Annotated in this window: 18 protein-coding genes; 8 read left to right on the top strand and 10 right to left on the bottom strand. The window is 67.5% G+C overall.

Annotation, left to right across the window (positions count from 1 at the left end; translation table 11 throughout):
* Window positions 1-235 precede the first annotated feature (235 nt).
* Window positions 236-2,836: a carbohydrate-binding family V/XII gene (locus H4P35_RS21670; protein WP_370638939.1), complete on the top strand. Its 2,601-nt coding sequence runs from the start codon at window positions 236-238 to the stop codon at window positions 2,834-2,836.
* 9 nt (window positions 2,837-2,845) lie between these two features.
* On the opposite strand, the gene H4P35_RS21665 is transcribed toward H4P35_RS21670, so the two are convergent.
* From H4P35_RS21665 to H4P35_RS21650, 4 genes are all read right to left on the bottom strand, one after another.
* Complete coding sequence (locus tag H4P35_RS21665; RefSeq protein WP_226846965.1) at window positions 2,846-4,036, bottom strand: hypothetical protein; 1,191 nt, start codon at window positions 4,034-4,036, stop codon at window positions 2,846-2,848.
* A gap of 46 nt (window positions 4,037-4,082) precedes the next feature.
* Window positions 4,083-4,820, bottom strand: a complete 738-nt coding sequence (locus H4P35_RS21660; RefSeq protein ID WP_226846964.1) for a hypothetical protein — start codon at window positions 4,818-4,820, stop codon at window positions 4,083-4,085.
* 18 nt (window positions 4,821-4,838) lie between these two features.
* Window positions 4,839-6,566 (bottom strand): alpha/beta-hydrolase family protein, encoded by a 1,728-nt coding sequence (locus H4P35_RS21655; RefSeq protein ID WP_226846963.1) that lies wholly within the window; start codon window positions 6,564-6,566, stop codon window positions 4,839-4,841.
* Window positions 6,567-6,632: 66 nt separating this feature from the next.
* Complete coding sequence (locus H4P35_RS21650; protein ID WP_226846962.1) at window positions 6,633-7,292, bottom strand: glutathione S-transferase family protein; 660 nt, start codon at window positions 7,290-7,292, stop codon at window positions 6,633-6,635.
* A 167-nt stretch (window positions 7,293-7,459) separates the two neighbouring features.
* On the opposite strand from H4P35_RS21650, the gene H4P35_RS21645 reads away from it, so the two are divergent.
* Window positions 7,460-8,224 (top strand): class II aldolase/adducin family protein, encoded by a 765-nt coding sequence (locus H4P35_RS21645; protein WP_056326159.1) that lies wholly within the window; start codon window positions 7,460-7,462, stop codon window positions 8,222-8,224.
* A 6-nt stretch (window positions 8,225-8,230) separates the two neighbouring features.
* Here H4P35_RS21645 and H4P35_RS21640 read toward each other — a convergent pair whose 3' ends face one another.
* From H4P35_RS21640 to H4P35_RS21630, 3 genes are all read right to left on the bottom strand, one after another.
* Window positions 8,231-9,019 carry a hypothetical protein gene (locus H4P35_RS21640; RefSeq protein WP_226846961.1) on the bottom strand — a complete coding sequence of 263 codons (789 nt, stop codon included), beginning with the start codon at window positions 9,017-9,019 and terminating at the stop codon, window positions 8,231-8,233.
* Between the two features lie 166 nt (window positions 9,020-9,185).
* Complete coding sequence (locus tag H4P35_RS21635; protein WP_056326165.1) at window positions 9,186-9,647, bottom strand: SRPBCC family protein; 462 nt, start codon at window positions 9,645-9,647, stop codon at window positions 9,186-9,188.
* Window positions 9,648-9,758: 111 nt separating this feature from the next.
* Window positions 9,759-11,327, bottom strand: a complete 1,569-nt coding sequence (locus tag H4P35_RS21630; protein WP_226846960.1) for an FAD-dependent monooxygenase — start codon at window positions 11,325-11,327, stop codon at window positions 9,759-9,761.
* A 204-nt stretch (window positions 11,328-11,531) separates the two neighbouring features.
* Between H4P35_RS21630 and H4P35_RS21625 the strand changes: the two genes are divergently transcribed.
* Window positions 11,532-14,168, top strand: coding sequence for an excinuclease ABC subunit UvrA (locus H4P35_RS21625; protein ID WP_226846959.1), 2,637 nt, complete (start codon window positions 11,532-11,534; stop codon window positions 14,166-14,168).
* A gap of 36 nt (window positions 14,169-14,204) precedes the next feature.
* Here H4P35_RS21625 and H4P35_RS21620 read toward each other — a convergent pair whose 3' ends face one another.
* A complete protein-coding gene (locus H4P35_RS21620; RefSeq protein WP_226846958.1) occupies window positions 14,205-15,023 on the bottom strand; it encodes a hypothetical protein in 819 nt (272 codons plus the stop codon).
* Window positions 15,024-15,149: 126 nt separating this feature from the next.
* Between H4P35_RS21620 and H4P35_RS21615 the strand changes: the two genes are divergently transcribed.
* The 3 genes from H4P35_RS21615 to H4P35_RS21605 all read left to right on the top strand — a co-directional run bounded on the left by H4P35_RS21615 (window position 15,150) and on the right by H4P35_RS21605 (window position 17,361).
* Window positions 15,150-16,199 (top strand): NADP(H)-dependent aldo-keto reductase, encoded by a 1,050-nt coding sequence (locus H4P35_RS21615; RefSeq protein WP_226846957.1) that lies wholly within the window; start codon window positions 15,150-15,152, stop codon window positions 16,197-16,199.
* 200 nt (window positions 16,200-16,399) lie between these two features.
* A complete protein-coding gene (locus H4P35_RS21610) occupies window positions 16,400-16,924 on the top strand; it encodes a hypothetical protein (RefSeq protein ID WP_226846956.1) in 525 nt (174 codons plus the stop codon).
* Window positions 16,921-17,361 carry a hypothetical protein gene (locus tag H4P35_RS21605; protein WP_226846955.1) on the top strand — a complete coding sequence of 147 codons (441 nt, stop codon included), beginning with the start codon at window positions 16,921-16,923 and terminating at the stop codon, window positions 17,359-17,361. Before H4P35_RS21610 ends, H4P35_RS21605 begins: the two co-directional genes overlap by 4 nt.
* Here the strand turns inward: H4P35_RS21605 and H4P35_RS21600 are convergent.
* Window positions 17,346-18,167 (bottom strand): metallophosphoesterase, encoded by an 822-nt coding sequence (locus tag H4P35_RS21600; RefSeq protein WP_226846954.1) that lies wholly within the window; start codon window positions 18,165-18,167, stop codon window positions 17,346-17,348. The two genes, H4P35_RS21605 and H4P35_RS21600, sit on opposite strands and share 16 nt — an antisense overlap.
* Before the next feature lie 131 nt (window positions 18,168-18,298).
* Here H4P35_RS21600 and H4P35_RS21595 point away from each other — a divergent pair, with 131 nt between their 5' ends.
* Both H4P35_RS21595 and H4P35_RS21590 read left to right on the top strand, forming a co-directional pair.
* Window positions 18,299-18,703 carry a lysozyme inhibitor LprI family protein gene (locus tag H4P35_RS21595; protein ID WP_056326179.1) on the top strand — a complete coding sequence of 135 codons (405 nt, stop codon included), beginning with the start codon at window positions 18,299-18,301 and terminating at the stop codon, window positions 18,701-18,703.
* Window positions 18,700-19,389, top strand: a complete 690-nt coding sequence (locus H4P35_RS21590; protein ID WP_370638938.1) for a DNA-3-methyladenine glycosylase I — start codon at window positions 18,700-18,702, stop codon at window positions 19,387-19,389. The genes H4P35_RS21595 and H4P35_RS21590 overlap by 4 nt, the downstream gene beginning before the upstream one ends.
* A gap of 59 nt (window positions 19,390-19,448) precedes the next feature.
* Here the strand turns inward: H4P35_RS21590 and H4P35_RS21585 are convergent, their stop codons facing one another.
* Complete coding sequence (locus H4P35_RS21585; RefSeq protein ID WP_226846953.1) at window positions 19,449-20,144, bottom strand: pentapeptide repeat-containing protein; 696 nt, start codon at window positions 20,142-20,144, stop codon at window positions 19,449-19,451.
* Window position 20,145: the final 1 nt, after the last annotated feature.

The raw sequence follows: 20,145 nt of genomic DNA, 5'->3' as shown, positions 1-20,145 counted from the left end.
GCCCTGGTAGGAACGAGTTATAGAATTTCTGCCTGATGCGATCAATAGCTTTTTAACGGCATTAACGATCTGTTTCTTATTCAGGGTGTGGTCAGCTCGGGTCTTCCGGCAATTGAATGCCGGGGCCCGCTGGCGTATAACCCGAAGCGGCGGCACTCGCTTTCTCGCTTGCTCATTTGCGCAGCGGGACACCCCGGCCGGCTGTGCAGGCGGTCCGAACCTCAAGGAGCGTGATATGCATTGCGTGTCCCGATTGCTGCACCTGCATGCCTGGTTTTTCCGCTTGCCCGCCGCGTCCCGCGCTACCGGCCGCCGCCGGCGCATCGCACGCCTGATGCTGGGCGTGGCGGCAGGCACGACGCTGGCCTTCGGCGCCGCCGCGCAGCCGCAAAGTCCGGGCCAGTCCGGCGCCTCGGCCGCGACCCCGCCGGGCGCGTTCCAGTCCGCCGCCGCGCAGCCTGGCGCCGGCCAACCCCAACCCGATTCTTCCGCCGCGCGCGCGCTTCAATGGCCGCGCAGTTTTACCGCGCCGGACGGCGCGCGGGTCGAGCTCTACCAGCCGCAAATCGACACCTGGACCGCCGACCGCCTGACCGGCCGCATGGCCGTCGCCGTGGGGCCGGCCAAGGGCAACCCGACCTACGGCGTGGCGGAGTTCTCCGCGCGCGCCGACGTGAACAAGCCCGCGGGGCTGGTGCGCCTGTCGGACATCCGCATCGAACGCGTGCAGGTGCCAACGGCGCCCCAAGAGGCCGCGCGGCTGCGCGGCGAGCTGGAGGCCCGCATTCCGCCCAATGGCGTGGTGACGCCGCTGGACGGGTTGCAGCTGAGCTATGCGCTGTCGCAGAACAACCCGGCTACCAAGACGGTGCCCGTGAACAACACGCCGCCGCGCATCATCTACCGCACGGTCCCGGCGATCCTGGTGCTGGTCGATGGCCCGCCCGCGTGGACGGCGCTGCCCGGCACGCCGGGCTGGCGCCGGGTCGTCAACACGCGCGCCCTGATCTTGGGCGACAACGCCGGACGTCTGTACCTGCAGGCGGCAGGCCACTGGTATGACGCGGGCGACATCAACGGGCCCTGGCGCACCGTGGCGCAGCCGTCGCCCGCGCTGCTGGCCGCCGCCGACGCCGCGCGGCGCGGCCCTGCGGCGGACCCCTTGATGCCGCATGACGGCAAGGCGCCGCATCGCGCGCCCGATATCGAAGTGTCCACGGTGCCGGCGGAGCTTCTGATCACGATCGGCCAGGCCGAGTTGCGGCCGGTGCCCGGGACCTCGCTGCTGTCGGTCACCAATGCCGACCACGCCGTGTTCATGAATCCGGGCGACAACCGCTATTACCTGCTTGTGTCGGGCCGCTGGTTCCGCGGCCCCCGGCTGGAAGGACCGTGGTCGTATGTGCCCGGCAAGGACCTGCCGCGCGACTTCGCGCGCATCCCGGCGCGCGATCCGCAGGGCGGGGTGCTGGTGTCGGTGCCCGGTACGCCGCAGGCCCGCGAAGCCGTCATCGCGTCGACCATTCCGCAGACCGCAACCGTGTCGCGCAGCGCTGCCCGGCTGCAGGTCGAATACGCCGGCGGCGCGCCGGTGCTGCGGCCCATCGAGGGCACCACGCTGCATTACGCGGCCAATTCGCAGGTGCCGGTCATCCAGGCCGAAGGCCGTTACTACGCGTTGTCGCATGCGGTGTGGTTCGTGTCGGATTCGCCCACCGGACCGTGGCGCGTGGCCGACCATGTGCCCGCGGCCATCTACGCCATTCCCGCCACTTCGCCGTTGCATTACGTGACCTACGTGCAGGTCTATGGCTCGACGCCGCAGAGCGTGGTGTTCGGCTATTCGCCGGGCTACATGGGCGTGGTCGTCGCGCCCGACGGCACGGTTGTCTACGGCACGGGCTATTCCTACCCGCCCACGATTGTGCAAAACACCTGGGTCGGCTATCCGCCCAGCTATGGCTACAACGCCGCCTTCGATTCCGCGGCGGGCTTTGCCTTCGGGTTTGCCGCGGCCGAAGCCTGGGGCGGGGCGGCGCCTTACTGGGGCCCGTATTACGGCGCGCCCTATTGGGGCGGCGTCGACGTGAACAAGGTGGACGTCTACGGCGCGTGGGGCGGTTCCGGCACGGTCACCCACGCGGCCGGGTGGAATGGCTGGACGGGCACCGAATGGCAGGGTGCGCACGCGGAAGGCTACAACCCGCAAACCGGCGCCGCCTTCGAAGGCACGCGCGGCGCGGCCTACAACGAATACACGGGCAATGCCGCGGCGGGCCGCCGGGGCGCCTACACCGACCCGGTCACCGGCGCCTCGGGCGCGGGCCGGGCAGGCGCGGTCGAGAACGACGACGGCCAATGGGCCGCGGGCCGGCAGAACGTGCGCACCAATGCCGATACCGGCCGCACCACGTATTCCGCCGCCGGCGCGACCGGCACGGCGGGACAGGGCGCGGACAGCGTCGACCGGCGCGGCGCCACCTACAACCGCGACACCGGCAGCGGCATGGCGTGGAACAACGGCAACGTGTATGCGGACCACAACGGCAACGTGTACGAACACAACGACAACGGCTGGCAGCAGCACACGTCCTCGGGCTGGCAGCCGGTCCAGCCGAACACGCAGTCCAACTACCTGAACGCGCAGCGCCAGGCGCGCGATTATTCGACGCAGCCGGCGGGCGGCATGAACGGCGGCTGGCAGAACCGCATGGGCGAATCCGCGGGCGGCTGGCAAGGCCGTGGCGAAGGCGGATGGCAGGGGCGCGGGATGGAGGGCCGCAGCTTTGGCGGCGGGTTTGGCGGATTCAGGGGCGGCGGCGGATTCAGGCGCTGAGCGTCTCGCTCAGTCCTGCACCAGATACGCCTCGCCGCCCGGCTTCAGGTACGGCGCGAGGTCGCCAAAAGGCACCTGCGCCAGCGTCCCCAGGCACACGCCCGACGCATGTCCCACGCCGGATACCGACAGGCTGAGCGCGCCGGGGGTCGTCGCGCCCAACGCAAGGTAGGCCGGCCACAGGTCCCAGCAGCCTTCCTTGGAACGGTCCTCGGTCAGTCCGGCCTCGTCGCGCGCGGCGAGGGTTTTCTGCACCTGGCCCACCAGCGTCGTCAGCGCGGGGCGAGGCTCGCGGCTGCCCGGCTGGTAGGCATCGAACACGCGGTTCCAATCCAGGGTTTCGCCGCGCAGCAGGTCGAACGTGTAGGGGTCGAAGTGGTTGTTCGGATGCGCGCCGCCGCAATCCAGGCTGCCGGATTCGGTCACCGTCATCATGGCGCGGGACAGCCAGGGCACGGCCACGACTTCTTCCTCGTAGTTGGCCAGTGTGCCGGCCGACGGATTGCCGCTGGTGTAGGCCGAGGCCTTGCAGGCCAAGGCCGCGTGGCTCATGCGCCAATGGCGTTGCTCGAGCAGGTGATTGACGCGCGCCATGACCTGCGCGTCCGGATGGCGCGACAGCCGCGGATAGCTGAACTGGGTGCGCGGGTCGCGCCACATGCGATATGCCACGGTGGCGCTGCCCACGTCGGCGCCCACGGGCACGGCGTGACCGGCAAGCTTGAGCGTGTCGTAGGGGACGCGGGCCGCGTCGATGTCTTCGTCAAAGCCGATGCTGCCATCGCGTGCCAACGCCCCGGCGTCGTATTGCGCGACCCGCTGCAGCGTGAAGGGGCGCTGCTTGCCCGTGCGCGTGTCGATCCACACGCCGTGATAGCCCTGCGCGTCACGCTTGCCTTGCCAGGTGGCGGCCGGCAGCGCGCCGGGCGCCGAGGCGGCAGCCATGGTCATGGGCTCTTGCAGCGCGGCTTCGCTGCCTTTCAGCGGGATGTCCACGCCATGTTTGGGATAGAAGTAGCGGCCCGTGAGTGCGTTGCCGGCCGTGGCGCTGTCCAGCTCCATCACGATGTCGCCCACGCCTTGCAGCGTGCCGGTATAGACGGTGCGCTCGGCGGCGCCGGCATTGCTTGCCTGCCACAGCATGGCCAGCATCAGGACGCCAAACCGGAACGGACGCGTGCGTGCAAAGGGAAAGGACATCTGCGTGGAGACCCTGAGACGTGGGCCGGTCAATATACCCGACGGGTCAGGGGGCCCGCGCCGCGGGTTGCCAATGGCCGCGCTCGGGGTCCACGCTGACGCGGCGGCCGCCCGCCCACACCGCTTCTTCGTCCAGCCGCGACGCCATTGCCGGCTCGATATCGAAGGCGATCCCCAGCGCCTGCGCCACCGCCGGGTCTTCGATGGGCAGTTCCCAGGTCAGAAAGAGTTGCGACAGATCCCGCGCATCCGGGAAGTCCGCTTCGTCGTAGCCGCTGGCGTGGCGGGCGATGACGGCGTGGGGCTGGCAGGTGTCGAAGACGATGGCGACGCCGCGCGTAAGCGGGATGCGGTGCCCGGTGCCGGGAAAATGCACGTCCAGGCCCTTGTCGTCGGACAGGAACAGATTGCAGAACGCGGCGCCGCCGTATTGGCTGCCGTCGTGGTGATAGCGCGCGCCGCGGCAGGCCATGAGCGCCATGTCGCTGGCCGCCAGGACGTCGCCCAATCCCAGCGCGCGCGTCCAGTCGCGCATGGCCTGCACGCAAAGGCCGAACTCCGGCCAGCGGGCGCGGGTGCGCGACAGCGGCATCTGCTCGACGTCGCCCGGCTCCAGCGCCAGCCGGGTCCGGATCTCGCGGTCCCAATCGGCCGTCAGGCGCGCGGGCGGCGCGGGCACGTCCAGGTTCGCGGCCAGCAGGCGCGCGCTGACGCTGCGGCTGCGCAAGGCGTCATCGCGCGAAAAGAAGAACGACGTCAATCGATCCTGCATGGGGTGATTCATGAGCCGCGCCTGCCGCGCCTAGCCTCCGCGTCCCTCGTAGGCGCCTTCGTCGCCGTCTTCGTCTTCCATTGCCGCCTGCGCGCGCTCCAGCAGATAGGCCTTCAGGCCTTCGAGTGCGTCGGGCGTCCAGCCGGACACGCCGGTCACCGCGACCCAGGCGTCGACATAATGCTGCGGCGCGTAGACGTGTCCATACCCCATCGGCGTCGCGGTGCCCACCGCCATGTCCAGCGCAAGCTGCAGCATGGTCACCACGGGATACCAGCGCAGTTCCGGCGACACGTCCGGGCCCATCGGCGCGTTCATCCACGCGGGCGGACGATACAGGTCGCGATAGTCGAAGAATGTGACCGGGTCGCTCGCGTATTGCAGGTAGACGACGCGCATCGGCCCCCACGGCGCGTCAGCCGGCACCGGCGAACCGTTCTGGTTCATGAAGCGCACGAAGGCGCCATCGCGCAGTTCGGGCAACCAGGCGGGCGAGCCGGGATTGCGGGCATCGGTGATGGTGCGCCAGACGCGGCTTTCAAAGGGCGGGCCGCTCCAGAGCGCGCCCTGGATCGGGTCGCCGATCATCTCGAACAGTTCGGCCGACCCCGCGGAATTCTTCGCGCCCAGGCTCAGGCCGTGCAGGTACAGACGCGGCCGCCGGTCCTTGGGCAGCGTGGTCCAGTAGCCATACACCGCCTGGAACAGGGCGCGCGCGGCTTCCGCGCCATATTCGGGTTGCGCCAGCAGCGACAGCGGGCTGGACAGGTACGAATACTGCATGGCCACGCTGGCCACGTCGCCGTTCAGCAGGTATTCCAGCGAGTCCGCGGCCGCGGGGTCGACCCACCCCGTGCCCGTGGGCGTGATCACGACCAGCACCGAGCGGTCAAAGGCGCCCACCCGCTTCATCTCGTCCAGCGCGAGCTGCGCGCGCGCCTGTGGGGTTGCCGCGCCGCGCAGGCCGACGTAGACGCGGATGGGCTCCAGCGCCTCGCGTCCCGACTGCGTCTGGATTTCACTGGCGGTGGGGCCGGAGGCGATGTATTCGCGGCCGGCGCGGCCCAGTTCGTTCCAGCGGATCAACGAGGCGGGGCCGCCCGTCTTCAGGTCCGCGGTGGGCTGCGGGCGTTCGGGCTCGAGCAGCGCGTCGAACTCGCGGAACGAGGCGTCCAGCACGTGCAGCGCGCCGCGGAAGAACACGTCGGTCGCCAGCAGCCAGAAGATCAGGATGGCGATGAGCGCGCCCGTCACGTTGGCCACGCGCCGCGGCACGACGCGCCGCACCTGCCGGGAAAGATAGCGGGCGATGAGCTTGAACAGCCGCGCCAGCGCCAGCAGCACGGCAAACGTGGCCAGGGCGATCAGGCTGACCTTGATGGGATGGGCGCTGGTCACGGGCTCCATCTGCATCAGCGCGCGGATGGTGTTCTGCCATTCGGCGGCGCGGCCAAGAAACACGATCGCCACCGCCACGCACAAGAGGCCGATGACGGCATTGATGACCCACGCGGCACGGCCGCGGGGCGAGGGCAGTTCCAGGTAGGTCCACAGCCAATGCCACAGCACGCCCAGGCCATACCCGGCCGCAAGGCAGGCGCCCGCCAGGACGCCCTGGGTGACGTGCGTTCGGGGAATGAGGGTGGGCGTCAGCGCCGCGGCGAAGAACAACGTGCCGAGCATGAGGCCGACGCCGGAGAGGGATTCCAGGTGCGACCGGAAGAAGGAAGGCAGGTGTCGATGCAAGGTCTGCTGCACGGTGCGTCCTCATCGGGGAGGGAATGGCGGGGATTCTCGCATGTTGCCGCGGGGGGCGCGGCGTTTTCAATCGCGGTCGGGCGCGCCCAGCGGAAACAGCGGGCGGTACGGCCGCGCTTCATCGACCGCCCGCGCGAATGACGGCCGCGCCAGCAGCCGGGCGCGGTAGGCCCGCAGGTGCGGATAGGCATCGGCGATCGGATACGTCCAGTCGGCGTAGAAGAGCGCGGGCGCCGCCGCGCAGTCCGCCAGGGTGAAGTCGCTGCCCGCCGCCCACGTGCGCGTGGCCAGGAGCGCGTCGATCCAGGCGTACGCCGGTTCCAGCTTCTGCGCGGTCAGCGCCAGCGCCTCGTCGCGCTTGGCGGGGTCGCCGGTCAGCGCGCCGTTGACCGCGTGCTGCATCCAGAACATGACGTGCAGGTCGAAGTAGCGGTCCAGAAAGCGCACGTCCAGCGCGGCCATCGGGTCGTCGGGAATCAGCCGGACCGGCCCGGGGTGGGCGAGCTGCAGGTATTCGATGATGATGCTGGATTCGGCGATGTTGCGGCCGCCGTCCACCAGCAGCGGAAACTTGCGTAGCGGCCAGCGCTGCAGCCAGTCGGCGCCATGCTGGGGCGAGTCCGGCCCGATGCCGCGAAATTCGAAGGGCGTCGCGTTTTCGTACAGCGCGACAAGCACCTTCTGGGTGTACGAGGAAAAGGGATGACCGTAAAGTGCAGGCAGCATGCTCGACGTCTCCTGGGGCGTGGCTCACAGGTTAATGGGTCCGGGGCTGTTTCACCAGACGGACGCGTGTCCGGCGCCCCGCTGCGCGTTGCGCGCGAAAAGGAATACAGTGCATGACGGATCCCGGGGCAGTGGCCTCGGGCAGACACCAACAATACGGAGACAGGATGGATACGGCAGGCAAGCAGGGCGCCAGCGTGCGCGAACAGGTCGGCGAAACGGAATGGCAGGTCCGCAAGGATCTGGCGGCGCTTTACCGGCTGGTGGCGCTTTTCGGGTGGGACGATCTGATCTTCACGCACATCACGGCCAAGGTGCCGGGCACGGAGCATTTCCTCATCAATCCCTACGGCATGATGTTCGATGAAATCACCGCGTCCAGCCTGGTCAAGATCGACCTGCACGGCAACAAGGTGATGGAGTCCGAATACGACATCAACCCCGCGGGCTTCACCATCCATAGCTGTATCCATGCGGCCCGCAAGGACGCGATGTGCGTGCTGCACACGCATTCGATCAACGGGGTGGCCGTGTCGGCGCAGAAGGCCGGCCTGTTGCCGCTGTCGCAATTCGCGTTCATCGTGCTGCGCTCGCTCAGCTATCACGACTACGAGGGCCTGGCGCTCAACCCCGACGAGCAGCCGCGCCTGGTGCGCGACCTGGGCGCCAACAACTACCTCATCCTGCGCAATCACGGCCTCTTGACCGTCGGGCAGAGCATGGCGGAAGCCTTTCAGGCCATGCACCGCCTGGAAGCGGCCTGCATGGTGCAGGTGCGCGCGCAGGCGGGCGGCGAACTGACCCACATTCCGGCCGACATCCTGGCGCGCGCGGCGGTGGAGTCGCCCGCCGACCGTGCCCGCAAGGCCCAACTTGCGTGGCCGGGCCTGCTGCGCCGGCTGGACCGGCGCAATCCGGGGTATGCCGAGTAAGCGCGACTATTTTTTCGCGGTCGGGTCGGCGGACAGGAATTCCGTGCAGTCAGGCAGCGGCTTGGACGGCTCGTAGGACGATGTGCCCGGTTGCCACGCGTAGGTCACGGTGTAGCTGCACTGGCTGTCGGTCTGCGGCGCAAGCTGGGCCTGGGTCAGCGCGGGGCGCGTGCTGGAGTCCTCGTAGCGGCTGGCGCCCGCCGGCGAGCGCGTCGCCTGCGTCTTGACCTGCAGATCGGGCAGTTCCTTGCCCGGCACGGCCTTCAGCGACGCCTTGAACTCGTAGATGTCGCTGCACTGGCCGGCCCGCTTTTGCGGGTCGGCCTCGTTGAAGCACGCGCGGATCGACGCGTCGGCCGTGTACGGCATGACGAGCACCAGGCTGGCGCCGGTCTGTTCGCCCAGGTTGACGTCGTACAGATACAGGTCGCGGCGCGAGAAGCCGCCGCCTGAGAACGGCGTGGACGCCTCGAAGTCCGGCTCGGCCGGACCGACCACGCCCACCAGCGCCCGTTCTTCGCTTAGCCGGATCAGTTCCGGCCACACGGTGAAATCCTTGAAGTCCGGGATGTCGGGCGAATCCCAGAACCGGTAGTCGGCACGCAGGGTCCTGCTGGTGGCAAAGGGACCGTTTTCGCCGAATGCGCCATCCGTTTTGATGCCCACGCACCAGTCGGTCTGGGCGTTGCAGTACAGCTTGTTGTCCGCGTTGAGCTTCAAGGGCTCGGTATCGGGGGCGGCCATTGCCGCGGCGGGCAGGGCGGCGCAAAGCAGCAGGGCAAGCACTTTTGACACGATTCTTCCTTCTTGTGGGATGCGCGCGGGGCCGTATGTTACGGCCCCGCGCAACGCCCTCCGGGGGCGCGCCACATTTTGTAGGCAGTCGCACCGTTACGCGCGACCTGATGGTGTCAAAACATGAACAAACGTATCGGAGTCGACGCCGCCCGCTGCGGCGGCGTCAGTCGCGCACGGGGCCGTCGGGCGCATCGGACTCGACCAGCTGCGCCAGTTGCAGCAGCGACTCCTGCCAGCCCAGGTAGCACATCTCGGTCGGGATGACCTCGGGTATGCCTTCCTGCACGATGACCAGTTCCGTGCCGCACGACACTTGCCGCAGGGTGACGGTGGTGGTCATCTCGCCCGGCAGGTTGGGATCGTTGAAGCGGTCCGTGTAGCGGATCTTCTCGCCCGGAACCAGCTCCAGGTACTCACCGCCGAACGGCTCTTCGTGGCCGGTGGCAAAGTTGTGGAACGCCATCCTGTGGCGGCCGCCCACGCGCGCGTCCAGTTCCTGGACCGAGCAGGTGTAGCCATAGGGCGGAAGCCACTTGGCTATCGCATCGGGCTCGATGAAGGCGCGATAGACGCGTTCGGGGGTTGTGCGCAGGACGCGAAGGTGTCGTACGGTTCCGGTAGTCATGGTGTAGTCCGCCTTGAAGTGAGGGTGGGTGCATGACTACGACGAACCGCCAACACCCGGATCGACAAGCATTTTGCTGGGGATTTCCCTAGGTCGCGATGGGCTTTCCCATCAGGCCCGCAGCCGTTCGATGTAAGCCGACAGCGTCTCGGCGTGGCGCGCGTCGGCGCGCAGGCCGACATGCCCATCTGCCCGCACCGCCAGCAGCACCATGTCGGCCACGCCCAGGCGGTCCGCCGCGGCGGGATCCAGGTAAGCGTCCACCTCCGTAACCGCCTGGCTGGCGGTCAGGGCCACGACCACCTCGATGATGTGCCCGTCCGACAGCGCCTGCAGGTCGCGGCGCAGGTCCGACAGCGCTTGCTGCGCCGTGCCGGGTCCGCCAATCAGGAGGACCGTGTGGCCGCGCCGCTTGGCGTAGTCATGCAGCTTGCCCAATCCGCCAGTGGAATACCGCACGTCGATGTGGTCCGGCAGCCGCTGTCCCGGCCAGATGGCCTCGTGCCGGTCTCCCATGACGATCGGTGATCCGGCGTAGTCGATATCCAGTTCGGCTTCCGACACGGCCTCGCGATGCCGCGCCTCGGGGTTGCCGAAGGCAGCGCGGATAGCCCCGTCGCGCGCGCGCCGCGCCTGCTGGCCATGCGTCATCTGCGCGCTCTCGGCCGCATCGCCCGACGCCATCACCATGTCCGCCACCGGCCGCCGTTCCGCGTGATAGCTGTCCAGCAGCGCGGGCGAACAATGTCCCTGGCACACCAGCGCCAGCTTCCAGCCCAGGTTGAAGGCATCCTGCAGGCCGGTGTTCATGCCGTGCCCCTGCGCCGGGCTGCACGTGTGCGCGGCGTCGCCCGCCAGCAGCACGCGGCCCGAGCGGAACGCGCGCGCGACCTTGGTGTGGCATTCGAAGCGCGCCGGGTGCGAGACGTCGTCAAATTGCGCGCCGGGCAGGTAGCGCCGTAGCGTCGACAGCGCGTCCGCGACCAGGTCCGATTCTGCCGAGCTGGGCCGCAGGTAGACGCGCCAACGCTCGCCCGGCAGGGCGGTCAGAATGACGGGAATCTCGTCCAGGTAGGCGTAATTTGCCTCGAAGGCCTCTGGCCAGTCTCGGATGGCGGCGTCGAACACGGCCCAAGGCTGGTTGATGTCGTGGCCGTCCTGCGCGATGCCGGTCAGCATCCGCACGGTGCTGTGATGCCCGTCGCATCCAACGACCCATTGCGCCAGCACCTGCGACAGCTTGCCGCCGCGCTCCACCGTGGCCAGCACGCCGTCTTCCCGTTCCTGCAATCCCACCAGCTTCGTGGCGCGCGTGACCTTGCCGCCCAGCCGCTCCAGATGGTCGGCCAGCACGGTTTCGGTGACTTCTTCCGAGATGCCGATGTTGAAGGGATAGCGGCTGCCAGCAAGTTCCAGGTCGATCACGCCCAGCTCGCTGCCGTTTGCATGAATGCGGGCGCGCCGCTGTTTCACGCCCGCGGCCAGCAGGGGATCGACGATGCCCAGCGTATCCAGGATTTCCAGGGAACGCGGATGTACGACGGTGGCGCGGTCCCAGTCCAGCGGACGTTCGTGCGCATCGATCAGCAGGCAGTCGACGCCGCGGCGCTGCAGTTCGGCGGCGGTCAAGAGGCCGGCCGGGCCCGCGCCCACGACCAGGACGGTTATCGGGATCACCATGATTTGCCCTTGGAAATGGGGTCCTCGTGTCCTGCCGCATGGGATGCAGCCTGCCCGGCAGTCGGAAGCAGCGCGGTCCCGCCGAACGAGCCGGTAGCCCGGCAAGGGCGGCCTGTTGCGCCGCTCGTGCCCATTCGCGTGATGCGAAATTAAAGCAGCGCGTTGCCGGCGTCAATCGCCTTTCGGTCTATTACTATTTGGGCCATGAGCCAGCGCAAGACACCTTCGAAGCCGGGCCCCGATGCCTGCATCCGCGTGCGAGGCGCGCGGGAACACAATCTGAAGAACGTCGACGTCAGCATCCCGCGCGACGCGCTCGTCGTGTTCGCCGGCGTGTCCGGGTCGGGCAAATCCTCGCTCGCGTTCGGCACCCTGTATGCCGAAGCGCAGCGCCGCTACCTGGAATCGCTGTCGCCCTATGCCCGCCGCCTGATCGATCAGGTGGGCGTGCCCGACGTCGACGCCATCGACGGCCTGCCGCCCGCAGTGGCTCTGCAACAGCAGCGCGGCACGCCCAACGTGCGCTCCACGGTGGGCAGCGTGACGACCCTGTCGAGCATGCTGCGCATGCTGTACTCGCGTGCCGGCACGTATCCCGCGCGCCAGCCCATGCTGTATGCCGAGGACTTTTCCCCGAACACGCCGCAGGGCGCCTGCCCGCATTGCCACGGCCTGGGGTATGTGTACGACGTGACCGAGGCGTCCATGGTGCCGGACCCGTCGCTGTCCATTCGCGAGCGGGCCATTGCCTCGTGGCCGCCCGCCTGGCATGGCCAGAACCTGCGCGACATCCTGGTGACGTTGGGCTACGACGTGGACAAGCCGTGGCGCGACCTGCCCAAGAAGGATCGCGACTGGATCCTGTACACCGACGAGCAGCCCACCGTGCCCGTCTACGCCGGCTTCACGCCCGCCGAGACGCGCGCCGCGCTGCGCCGCAAGGCCGAGCCCAGCTACATGGGCACCTACACCGGCGCGCGCCGGTACGTCATGCACACGTTCGCCACCACGCAAAGCGCCATGATGAAAAAGCGCGTGGCCCGCTTCATGACCGGCGCGCCCTGCCCGGAATGCGGCGGCCGGCGTCTCAAGCGCGAGGCGTTGTCCGTGACCTTTGCGGGCCTGGACATCGGCAGCCTGTCGCAACTGCCGCTGGCCCGCATCGCCGAGATCCTGACGCCCGCCGCTGAAGGGCGCTTCGAAGAACAGGCCGGGACGGCGGGCACGACCCGCAGCAAGGCCGCCGGGGTGCGCGCCAACGCGCGCCGCGTGGCGGCGGGCGGGCTGTCGCATGCGGGCAGCAGCGACGTGCGCCGTACGCCGGACGCATCGCCCGAGAAACGCATTGCCGCGCAGCGCATCGCGCACGACCTGGTCGAGCGCATTGGCACGCTGCAGGCGCTGGGCCTGGGCTATCTGGCGATGGACCGGTCCACGCCGACGCTGTCGCCCGGCGAATTGCAGCGCTTGCGGCTGGCCACGCAGATCCGCTCCAACCTCTTTGGCGTGGTGTACGTGCTGGACGAGCCCTCGGCGGGCCTGCACCCTGCGGACGGCCAGGCGCTGCACCGCGCGCTGGACCAGCTCAAGGCGGGCGGCAACACGCTCTTCGTCGTGGAGCACGACCTGGACACGCTGCGCCGCGCCGATTGGCTGGTGGACGTGGGACCCGGCGCAGGCCAGCATGGCGGGCAGGTGCTGTACAGCGGTCCGCCAGACGGCCTGCGCAAGGTCAAGGAATCGGTCACGGCCAAATATCTGTTCGATGCCCGGCCCGCCAGCCGGCGCACGCCGCGCGAGCCCACCGGGTGGCTTGAGCTGCGCGGCATTCACCGCAACAACCTGCATGGCGTGGACGCGCGCTTTCCGCTGGGGGCATTCACGGCGGTGACGGGCGTGTCCGGGTCGGGAAAATCCAGTCTGGTCAGCCAGGCGCTGGTCGAACTGGTGGGTGAACATCTGGGCCAGGCGCTGCCCGCCGAGGAACCCGACAGCGACCTGCCACAGCCCGGCAACCTGCCGCGCACGACGGGCCGCCTCCATGCCGGCGCGCAAGCCATCAAGCGGCTGGTCAATGTGGACCAGAAGCCCATCGGCCGCACGCCGCGGTCCAACCTCGCCACGTATACCGGCCTCTTTGACCACGTGCGCAAGCTGTTTGCCGGCACCAAGGCCGCCCGGTCGCGGCGCTACGGCGCCGGCCGCTTTTCCTTCAACGTCGCGCAAGGGCGCTGCGAGACCTGCGAGGGCGAAGGCTTCGTCCACGTCGAATTGCTGTTCATGCCCAGCGTGTATGCGCCGTGCCCCACGTGCCACGGCAGCCGCTACAACGCCAAGACGCTCGAAGTCGAATGGAATGGCCGCAACATCGCGCAGGTGCTGGACATGACCGTGGACGAGGCACGCGCGTTCTTCAAGGACGAAGCCGTCGTGGCGCGTCCCCTGACGCTGCTCTCCGAAATCGGCCTGGGCTATCTGCGCCTGGGCCAGCCCGCCACGGAACTGTCCGGTGGCGAGGCGCAGCGCATCAAGCTGGCGACCGAGCTGCAACGCAGCCAGCGCGGCAACACGCTGTACGTCCTGGACGAGCCCACCACGGGCCTGCACGCGGCGGATGTGGACAAACTGATGACGCAATTGCACGGCCTGGTCGACGCCGGCAACACCGTGGTCGTGGTGGAACACGACCTGCGCGTGGTGGCGGGCAGCGACTGGATGCTGGACGTCGGACCCGGCGCCGGCGAGGCAGGCGGCGCGATCGTGGCAGCCGGCACGCCGCAGGCGGTCAGCCGCGGCAACGCCGGCGTCACGGCGCAGTTTCTGCGGCCTTTCTTCGATTGAGGAAACATGGCGGTCATCGACCGGCCCTGAACGCGGCTAGGGCTGCTGCCGCATTTCGTCGGCCAGCGTGTCCCGCATGCGCTCCATGCTTTCCTGGCCCACCTCGATCAAGCCGCCGCTCGGCTGGTCGATGTCCAGGATGAAGGTCAGCACCAGCGCGATCAGCGCGGCGAACATGCCGGTCGACACGGGCCGCCGCCGTCCGTACAGTCCGGTGCCGTAGGCGATGTAGGCCATCGAACCGGCGGCTACGATGAAGAGCAGGTAGTACACCGGCTCCGGCACGTGGTTTTCCAGCGCAACGCGCCGCTTCTCGTTGATCTGCGCCATGTCGTTGATGGCCTGGATGAACATGATGGTGGAGATGGTCGGCGGGTTCTCTGCCCGGGCCGCGACCGCCGCCCGGATCTGGCGTTCGATGCGGCGCGCGGTGGCGTTGGCGGCGGCAAAGCGCGGCGAATCCTGATCGGCCAGGTGGTAGTCCAGCGACGCCGAGGCGTATTCATGCAGCATCTTGGCCACCGCAGGCCGGTGTTCGGCGGGAATGAGCTGCGATCGCCAATAGGCGTTGCCGATGGCGTTGGCCTCTTCCAGCACCAGGTTCTTGCGCGTCTCGAAACGCGTGACCGACATGGCGAACGTAAACCCCAGCAGCAACGCCAACAGGCCGAGCAGCGCGGTCTGCAGCGCGGTGATGTGCGTCTTGGCGGCCTCGTCGGCCGGCTTGCGCAGCCGGCGGCCGAGCCGGTAGGCAAGCTCGATGACGGCCAGGAAAATGATGAGCACGACGAAAAAGATGATGACTTCGTCAACTTCCCGCAGCATGCCGTCTTCCCCCGGTTTGGATGTGCGCATCAGCGTAAGCCGATTGCGCGGCGGCGGCAATCGGGCGTGGCCCTGACGCCCCGCCCGTCAGCGAAATGCCAACATCTTGGAGTAAGGTGTCGCTTCCCAACTTGAAGACCCCGCACGGAGCAGAACTTGAAATACCGCAAACTCGGCCGTACCGACCTGGACGTCAGCCTGATCGGGCTGGGCACCATGACCTGGGGCGAGCAGAACACTGAAGCGCAGGCGCACGAACAACTGGACTACGCGCTGGAGCGCGGCGTCAACCTGGTCGACGTGGCCGAAATGTACCCGGTGCCGCCCAAGCCCGAAACGCAGGGCCTGACTGAAACCTACATCGGCACGTGGCTGGCCAAGACGGGCCGCCGCAAAGACATCGTGCTGGCCAGCAAGGTCGCCGGCCCCGTGCGCGACCCCAAGCGTCCCGGCCACATCCGCGACGGCAAGACCTTCCTGGACCGCAAGAACCTGACCGAGGCGCTGGACGCCAGCCTGAAGCGGCTGCAGACGGACTACCTGGACCTGTATCAGCTCCATTGGCCCGACCGCACCACGGCCACGTTCGGCCAGCTGAACTACCCGTGGGTCGAAGACGAGCACACCGTGCCGATCGAGGAAACCCTGTCCGTGCTGCAGGACTTCGTGCGCGCCGGCAAGGTGCGTCACGTGGGCGTTTCCAACGAAACGCCGTGGGGCGTCAGCCAGTTCCTGCGCCACGCCGAAAACCAGAACCTGCCGCGCATCGCCTCGATCCAGAACGCCTACAGCCTGCTGAACCGAGTGTTCGAGATCGGCCTGTCGGAATTCACGCACCACGAAGGCGTGGGCCTGCTTGCGTATTCGCCGCTGGCGATGGGCATGCTCTGCGGCAAGTACCTGGACGGCGCCAAGCCGGCCGGCGCCCGCCTGACGGTCTTCTCGCGCTTCACCCGCTACAGCAACCCCCAGGCCGAAGCCGCCACGCGCGAATACGTGGAACTGGCCCGCGCACACGGCATCTCGCCGACGCACCTGGCGCTCGCCTGGGTCAACCAGCGCCCCTTCGTCACCAGCAACCTGATCGGCGCGACGTCGCTGGAACAGCTCAAGGAAAACATCGACAGCGTCGACGTGACCTTGCCGGCGGACGTGCTGGACGCGATCAATCAGATCCACGCGCGGCATCCGAATCCGGCGCCTTGAACGAGCAAGGCGAGCAAGGCGTGCAGGGCAGAAAGAACTCAATGCCCTGATCGGACGCTATTGATGTCCGCAGCGGTCTACGTGCAAAAGCTCACTTGCGAAAGCGGTGGGCTTTTTGCTTTGCATGAAGGGATGCCAATGCGTCAGGCCATTTTCGTGTTTATCTGATTCAAGCCGCTTTCTTCGGCGCTCAAACTCCGATGCATCAGCAATTGCCAGGAGCCATGATGACAGGGCGCCCGATCATTCGTGTAGGCGACAAGACCACCCATGGCGGCACGGTGATGGAGGGGTTTTCGTCCTACATCCAGATCGGCTGCGCCACGGTGGCAGGATTGCTTTGCGCGCTGACGCTGTTTTGGTATTTCTGCCGACCGGTCGTGGTTATTCACTATTCGGCTGCGGGAGGTTCCCCGATAGGCTATGTCTACGATACCGACGTGTACCTCGCTAGAAGAACGCTACACCCCGGTGAGTCGGCGATGTATTACACCGATTGGCATCACGCTTCCGACTACTGGACCTCGGTCAGCTTGCCAGCGGAAAGCGGGGATTATGTGGAAGTAAACGGCCCGTTCAGCCGAGTGGATGTGTACGTGGGTCCGGGTGCGAAGGTACAACGAACCACCATTCGACATGGCTTTTTTGCGCGGTTTAGCGAGCCAAGCGAACCCTGCGAGCCTACGGCGCACGAACCGAACGACAACGGTAGTCCGGGTAGATGAAGGCGATTAGCGCCGGTTACCCGGGGCGCGTTCTTCTGAAGCTATGTGCCGCCCTGTGTGCTTTATTGGCAACGCTATGCGCGAGTCTTATCCTTTGGGGTTTTCTGGCGCCTCCTGTTGTCGTTCACTACGCGCAAGACGCCGAAGCGCCGGTGCTGGTTTTCTTCAATGACAACGATCGCATCAGACGGGAGATCATGCATCCCGGCGAGTCAATCATCTTTCCGACCGCGATGTTCGCGTCGCCAAATTCATGGATCGATGTAAGCACGCCATCCGTCCATCTCAAAAGTCAGCAAATCCACGGCAAGTTCAGTCGCGTCGATGTGTGCATCGATGCGCAAGCACGGTTCAGCGCCCAGACAAGGCACGCGTATTTCGCGCGCTTCACGTCGCCAAGTGAGCCCTGCAAGGTTGCCGATCACGGCCGGCGATAGGCCGGCATTTCCCACAACTTTCCCGGCGCGAAGCCGTCCTGTTCCCCCTTCTTTGCATACCCCAGCGGATTCGCAATCACCCGGCAGCCGTCCTTCACGTAGTCCTGCGGACAGTGCAGATGTCCGTGTATCCACACGTCGGCCAGCGGCAGCAACCCATCCAGCGCGTTGCAAAATCCCGCTGTCCCCGGCGTGACCCCGTAGCGCGGATCGGCGCTGGCCAGGGTGGGCGCAAAGTGCGTGATCGCGACCGTCGTGCCGTCAAAGGGCACGCGCAACGCGGTGTCCAGCCATTGTTGGCAGGCCAGGCCCTGCTCACGCATCTGTTCGGCCATGAAGGGGGCGCCGTGGCGGCGCATTTCGGCCTTTTCCAGATAGAAATCCGCAGCCCGGAAAGCCTTGGCGCGTTTTTTCAGGACTTCCCCCAGCGCGTCGTCCGGCGCGGCAAGCGCGTCAAAGTCCGTCCACAGCGTCGTGCCCACGAACCGCACGCCGCCGATCACCGTGGTCTCCCGTTCCAGCCATTGGATGCCCAGGGTCTCGCACAGGTCGCGCAGGCGCTCATGCGTCTCGTCGAAATCCACGTTGTCGTATTCGTGGTTGCCCGGCACGAAGAGAACAGGCGTGGGCCAACCTTGGCGGGGCGAATAGTCGCCCAGGCCGAAATCGTCCCGCTCCAGCCGTGAGCCCTGGCGATACGAACCGATGTCGCCGGCCAGCACCAGCAGGTCGGCCCCGGGCGAAGGTTGTGCCACGAAGGTGGGATCGGTTTCAAGATGCAAATCGGAAAGCAATTGGATCTTCATGGGCCCTATCTTAGGCGACGAGCGGCGGCGCTGCGCCGGGCCGGCATCCGTGCGACACTTTCCCCCAGGCATTTGCCGACCTAACGGCAATCACCCACACCCACCACCCACCGGATACAGGAGGAACTCCCATGCGTATCGTGTTTGCCGCCGCAGCGCTCCTGCTTGCAGCGGGGGCGCAGGCCCAAGTGCTCAAGTGTGACCAGGCCTCGACCCAGACCGACATGAACCTGTGCGCGGACCAGGCCTATCGCAAGTCCGACGCCGACTTGAACGCCGCGTACAAGGAAGTGACCGAGCGTCTGAAAGACAGCAAGGCTGCCTTGACGCAATTGCAGGCCGCGCAGAAGGCGTGGCTCTTCTTTCGCGATGCCGAATGCGCGTTTTCGTCAGCAGGCGTTACGGGCGGCAGCGCGTATCCGATGGTGCTGAGCCAGTGCCTGGACAAGCTCACGCAGGCCCGCACCAAGGAATTGCGCGCGTACCTCGCGTGCGAGGAAGGCGACACCAGCTGCCCGGTACCCCGCAAGCCATGAGCGCTGCCAGGCAGACTGGCGGGGATCCGCTCAAGCCGGACGCCGGCACCCCGGACGCCGGTAGCCCCGACCCTGGCCTGATCGTCGACGAGCACGGCGTGCCGCGCTGCTTCTGGCAGCTGTCCATGCCGGACTATCACGATCATGAATGGGGCCGGCCCGTGGCGGACGACCGGCGGCTGTTCGAAAAGATCTGCCTGGAAGGCTTTCAGGCCGGCATGGCGTGGATCACCATCCTGCGCAAGCGCGATGCGTTCCGCGAGGCGTTCGACGATTTCGACATGGAACGCGTGGCGCGCTATACCGAGCGCGACGTGGAGCGCCTGATGGGCAATGCCGCCATCGTGCGCAACCGCGCCAAGATCGTGTCGGCCATCAACAACGCGCAGCGCGCGCGCGAACTGGCCGATGAAACCGGGTCGCTCGCCGGCTGGCTATGGTCGCACGAGCCGCAGCCGCAGACGCGTCCGGCGGCCGTGGACCGGCACTACTGGGACAACAATCCCACATCCGAGGCGTCGATCGAACTCTCGCGCGCGTTGAAGCGGCGCGGCTGGACGTTCGTCGGGCCAACCACCATCCACGCCTTCATGCAGGCCGTCGGGATGGTGAACGAGCACATGAGCGGCTGCGTCTGCCACGGGCAGATCGAGGCGGCTCGGGCGCGCTTCCGGCGACCCGGCTGAATCAACGCGCCGCAACGCCGGCCCGCGCCCGCGCAAGCGCGCGGAGCACCGGAAAGGCGTCAGACCACGCTGATCCGCAGTTCAGCCAGCAGCGCCGCCGCCTGGGTCTTGGAGATGGTGGCGCCCGCCAGCCGCGCGGCGGCCGTCAGATCCAGACCGCCCAGATCGGCCTCGCGCAGGTCCGCGCCTTCGAAGTGAACGTTTTTCAGGGTGGCGTTGCGCAGGCTGCCGCCGTGAAAGACCGTCTCGCGGAAATCGCTGCCCGATAGGTCCGCGTCCGAGAAATCGAGCTGGAGCAGGTTGCACTTGCGAAACGACACGCCGCGCAGCAGGGCGCCGACCAGCAGGCATTCCTCGAGCGACCACCCCAGGCACGCGATGCCATCGAAATCCGAACCCGTGAGCTTGCATGCCCGCAAGCGCGCGCTGGCCAGCCGCGCACGGCGCCAGTTGGCATTGTTCAGGTCGCAGTTCTGGAAGGAGGCCTCGCTGGCGTCGGCCGAGGCGAAATTGGCCGACCCGCCCCGGCAGCGCAGCCATTGCGTGTCGGTCAGGTCTGCACCTTGGAAGGAGGCGCCGGCGATCGCGCAGCCGCTGAATTGAAAGCCGCGCAGGTCCAGGCGCGAAAAGTCCGCCTCCTGGAAGTCGCAATCCACGAATGACAGCGGGACGCCCGGGGCAGCCTCGATCAGGGCCTGCATCGCCTTGCGGTCGATGTCCTGGCTCTCGATCGGTGGCGGTACGGTTTGCGTCATG

Source organism: Achromobacter sp. 77 (genome assembly GCF_020541125.1).
GTDB lineage: Bacteria > Pseudomonadota > Gammaproteobacteria > Burkholderiales > Burkholderiaceae_B > Achromobacter > Achromobacter mucicolens.
Note: the sequence above shows the minus strand (reverse complement) of the source record. Positions and strands in the feature narration are given on the sequence as shown.

Bases quoted from the DNA above. Each gene is read 5' to 3' on its own strand.
- H4P35_RS21670 (WP_370638939.1), top strand. From the start codon at position 236: ATGCATTGCGTGTCCCGATTGCTGCACCTGCATGCCTGGTTTTTCCGC.
- H4P35_RS21665 (WP_226846965.1), bottom strand. From the start codon at position 4,036: ATGTCCTTTCCCTTTGCACGCACGCGTCCGTTCCGGTTTGGCGTCCTG.
- H4P35_RS21660 (WP_226846964.1), bottom strand. From the start codon at position 4,820: ATGAATCACCCCATGCAGGATCGATTGACGTCGTTCTTCTTTTCGCGC.
- H4P35_RS21650 (WP_226846962.1), bottom strand. From the start codon at position 7,292: ATGCTGCCTGCACTTTACGGTCATCCCTTTTCCTCGTACACCCAGAAG.
- H4P35_RS21645 (WP_056326159.1), top strand. From the start codon at position 7,460: ATGGATACGGCAGGCAAGCAGGGCGCCAGCGTGCGCGAACAGGTCGGC.
- H4P35_RS21635 (WP_056326165.1), bottom strand. From the start codon at position 9,647: ATGACTACCGGAACCGTACGACACCTTCGCGTCCTGCGCACAACCCCC.
- H4P35_RS21630 (WP_226846960.1), bottom strand. From the start codon at position 11,327: ATGGTGATCCCGATAACCGTCCTGGTCGTGGGCGCGGGCCCGGCCGGC.
- H4P35_RS21625 (WP_226846959.1), top strand. From the start codon at position 11,532: ATGAGCCAGCGCAAGACACCTTCGAAGCCGGGCCCCGATGCCTGCATC.
- H4P35_RS21620 (WP_226846958.1), bottom strand. From the start codon at position 15,023: ATGCGCACATCCAAACCGGGGGAAGACGGCATGCTGCGGGAAGTTGAC.
- H4P35_RS21610 (WP_226846956.1), top strand. From the start codon at position 16,400: ATGCATCAGCAATTGCCAGGAGCCATGATGACAGGGCGCCCGATCATT.
- H4P35_RS21605 (WP_226846955.1), top strand. From the start codon at position 16,921: ATGAAGGCGATTAGCGCCGGTTACCCGGGGCGCGTTCTTCTGAAGCTA.
- H4P35_RS21600 (WP_226846954.1), bottom strand. From the start codon at position 18,167: ATGAAGATCCAATTGCTTTCCGATTTGCATCTTGAAACCGATCCCACC.
- H4P35_RS21595 (WP_056326179.1), top strand. From the start codon at position 18,299: ATGCGTATCGTGTTTGCCGCCGCAGCGCTCCTGCTTGCAGCGGGGGCG.
- H4P35_RS21590 (WP_370638938.1), top strand. From the start codon at position 18,700: ATGAGCGCTGCCAGGCAGACTGGCGGGGATCCGCTCAAGCCGGACGCC.
- H4P35_RS21585 (WP_226846953.1), bottom strand. From the start codon at position 20,144: ATGACGCAAACCGTACCGCCACCGATCGAGAGCCAGGACATCGACCGC.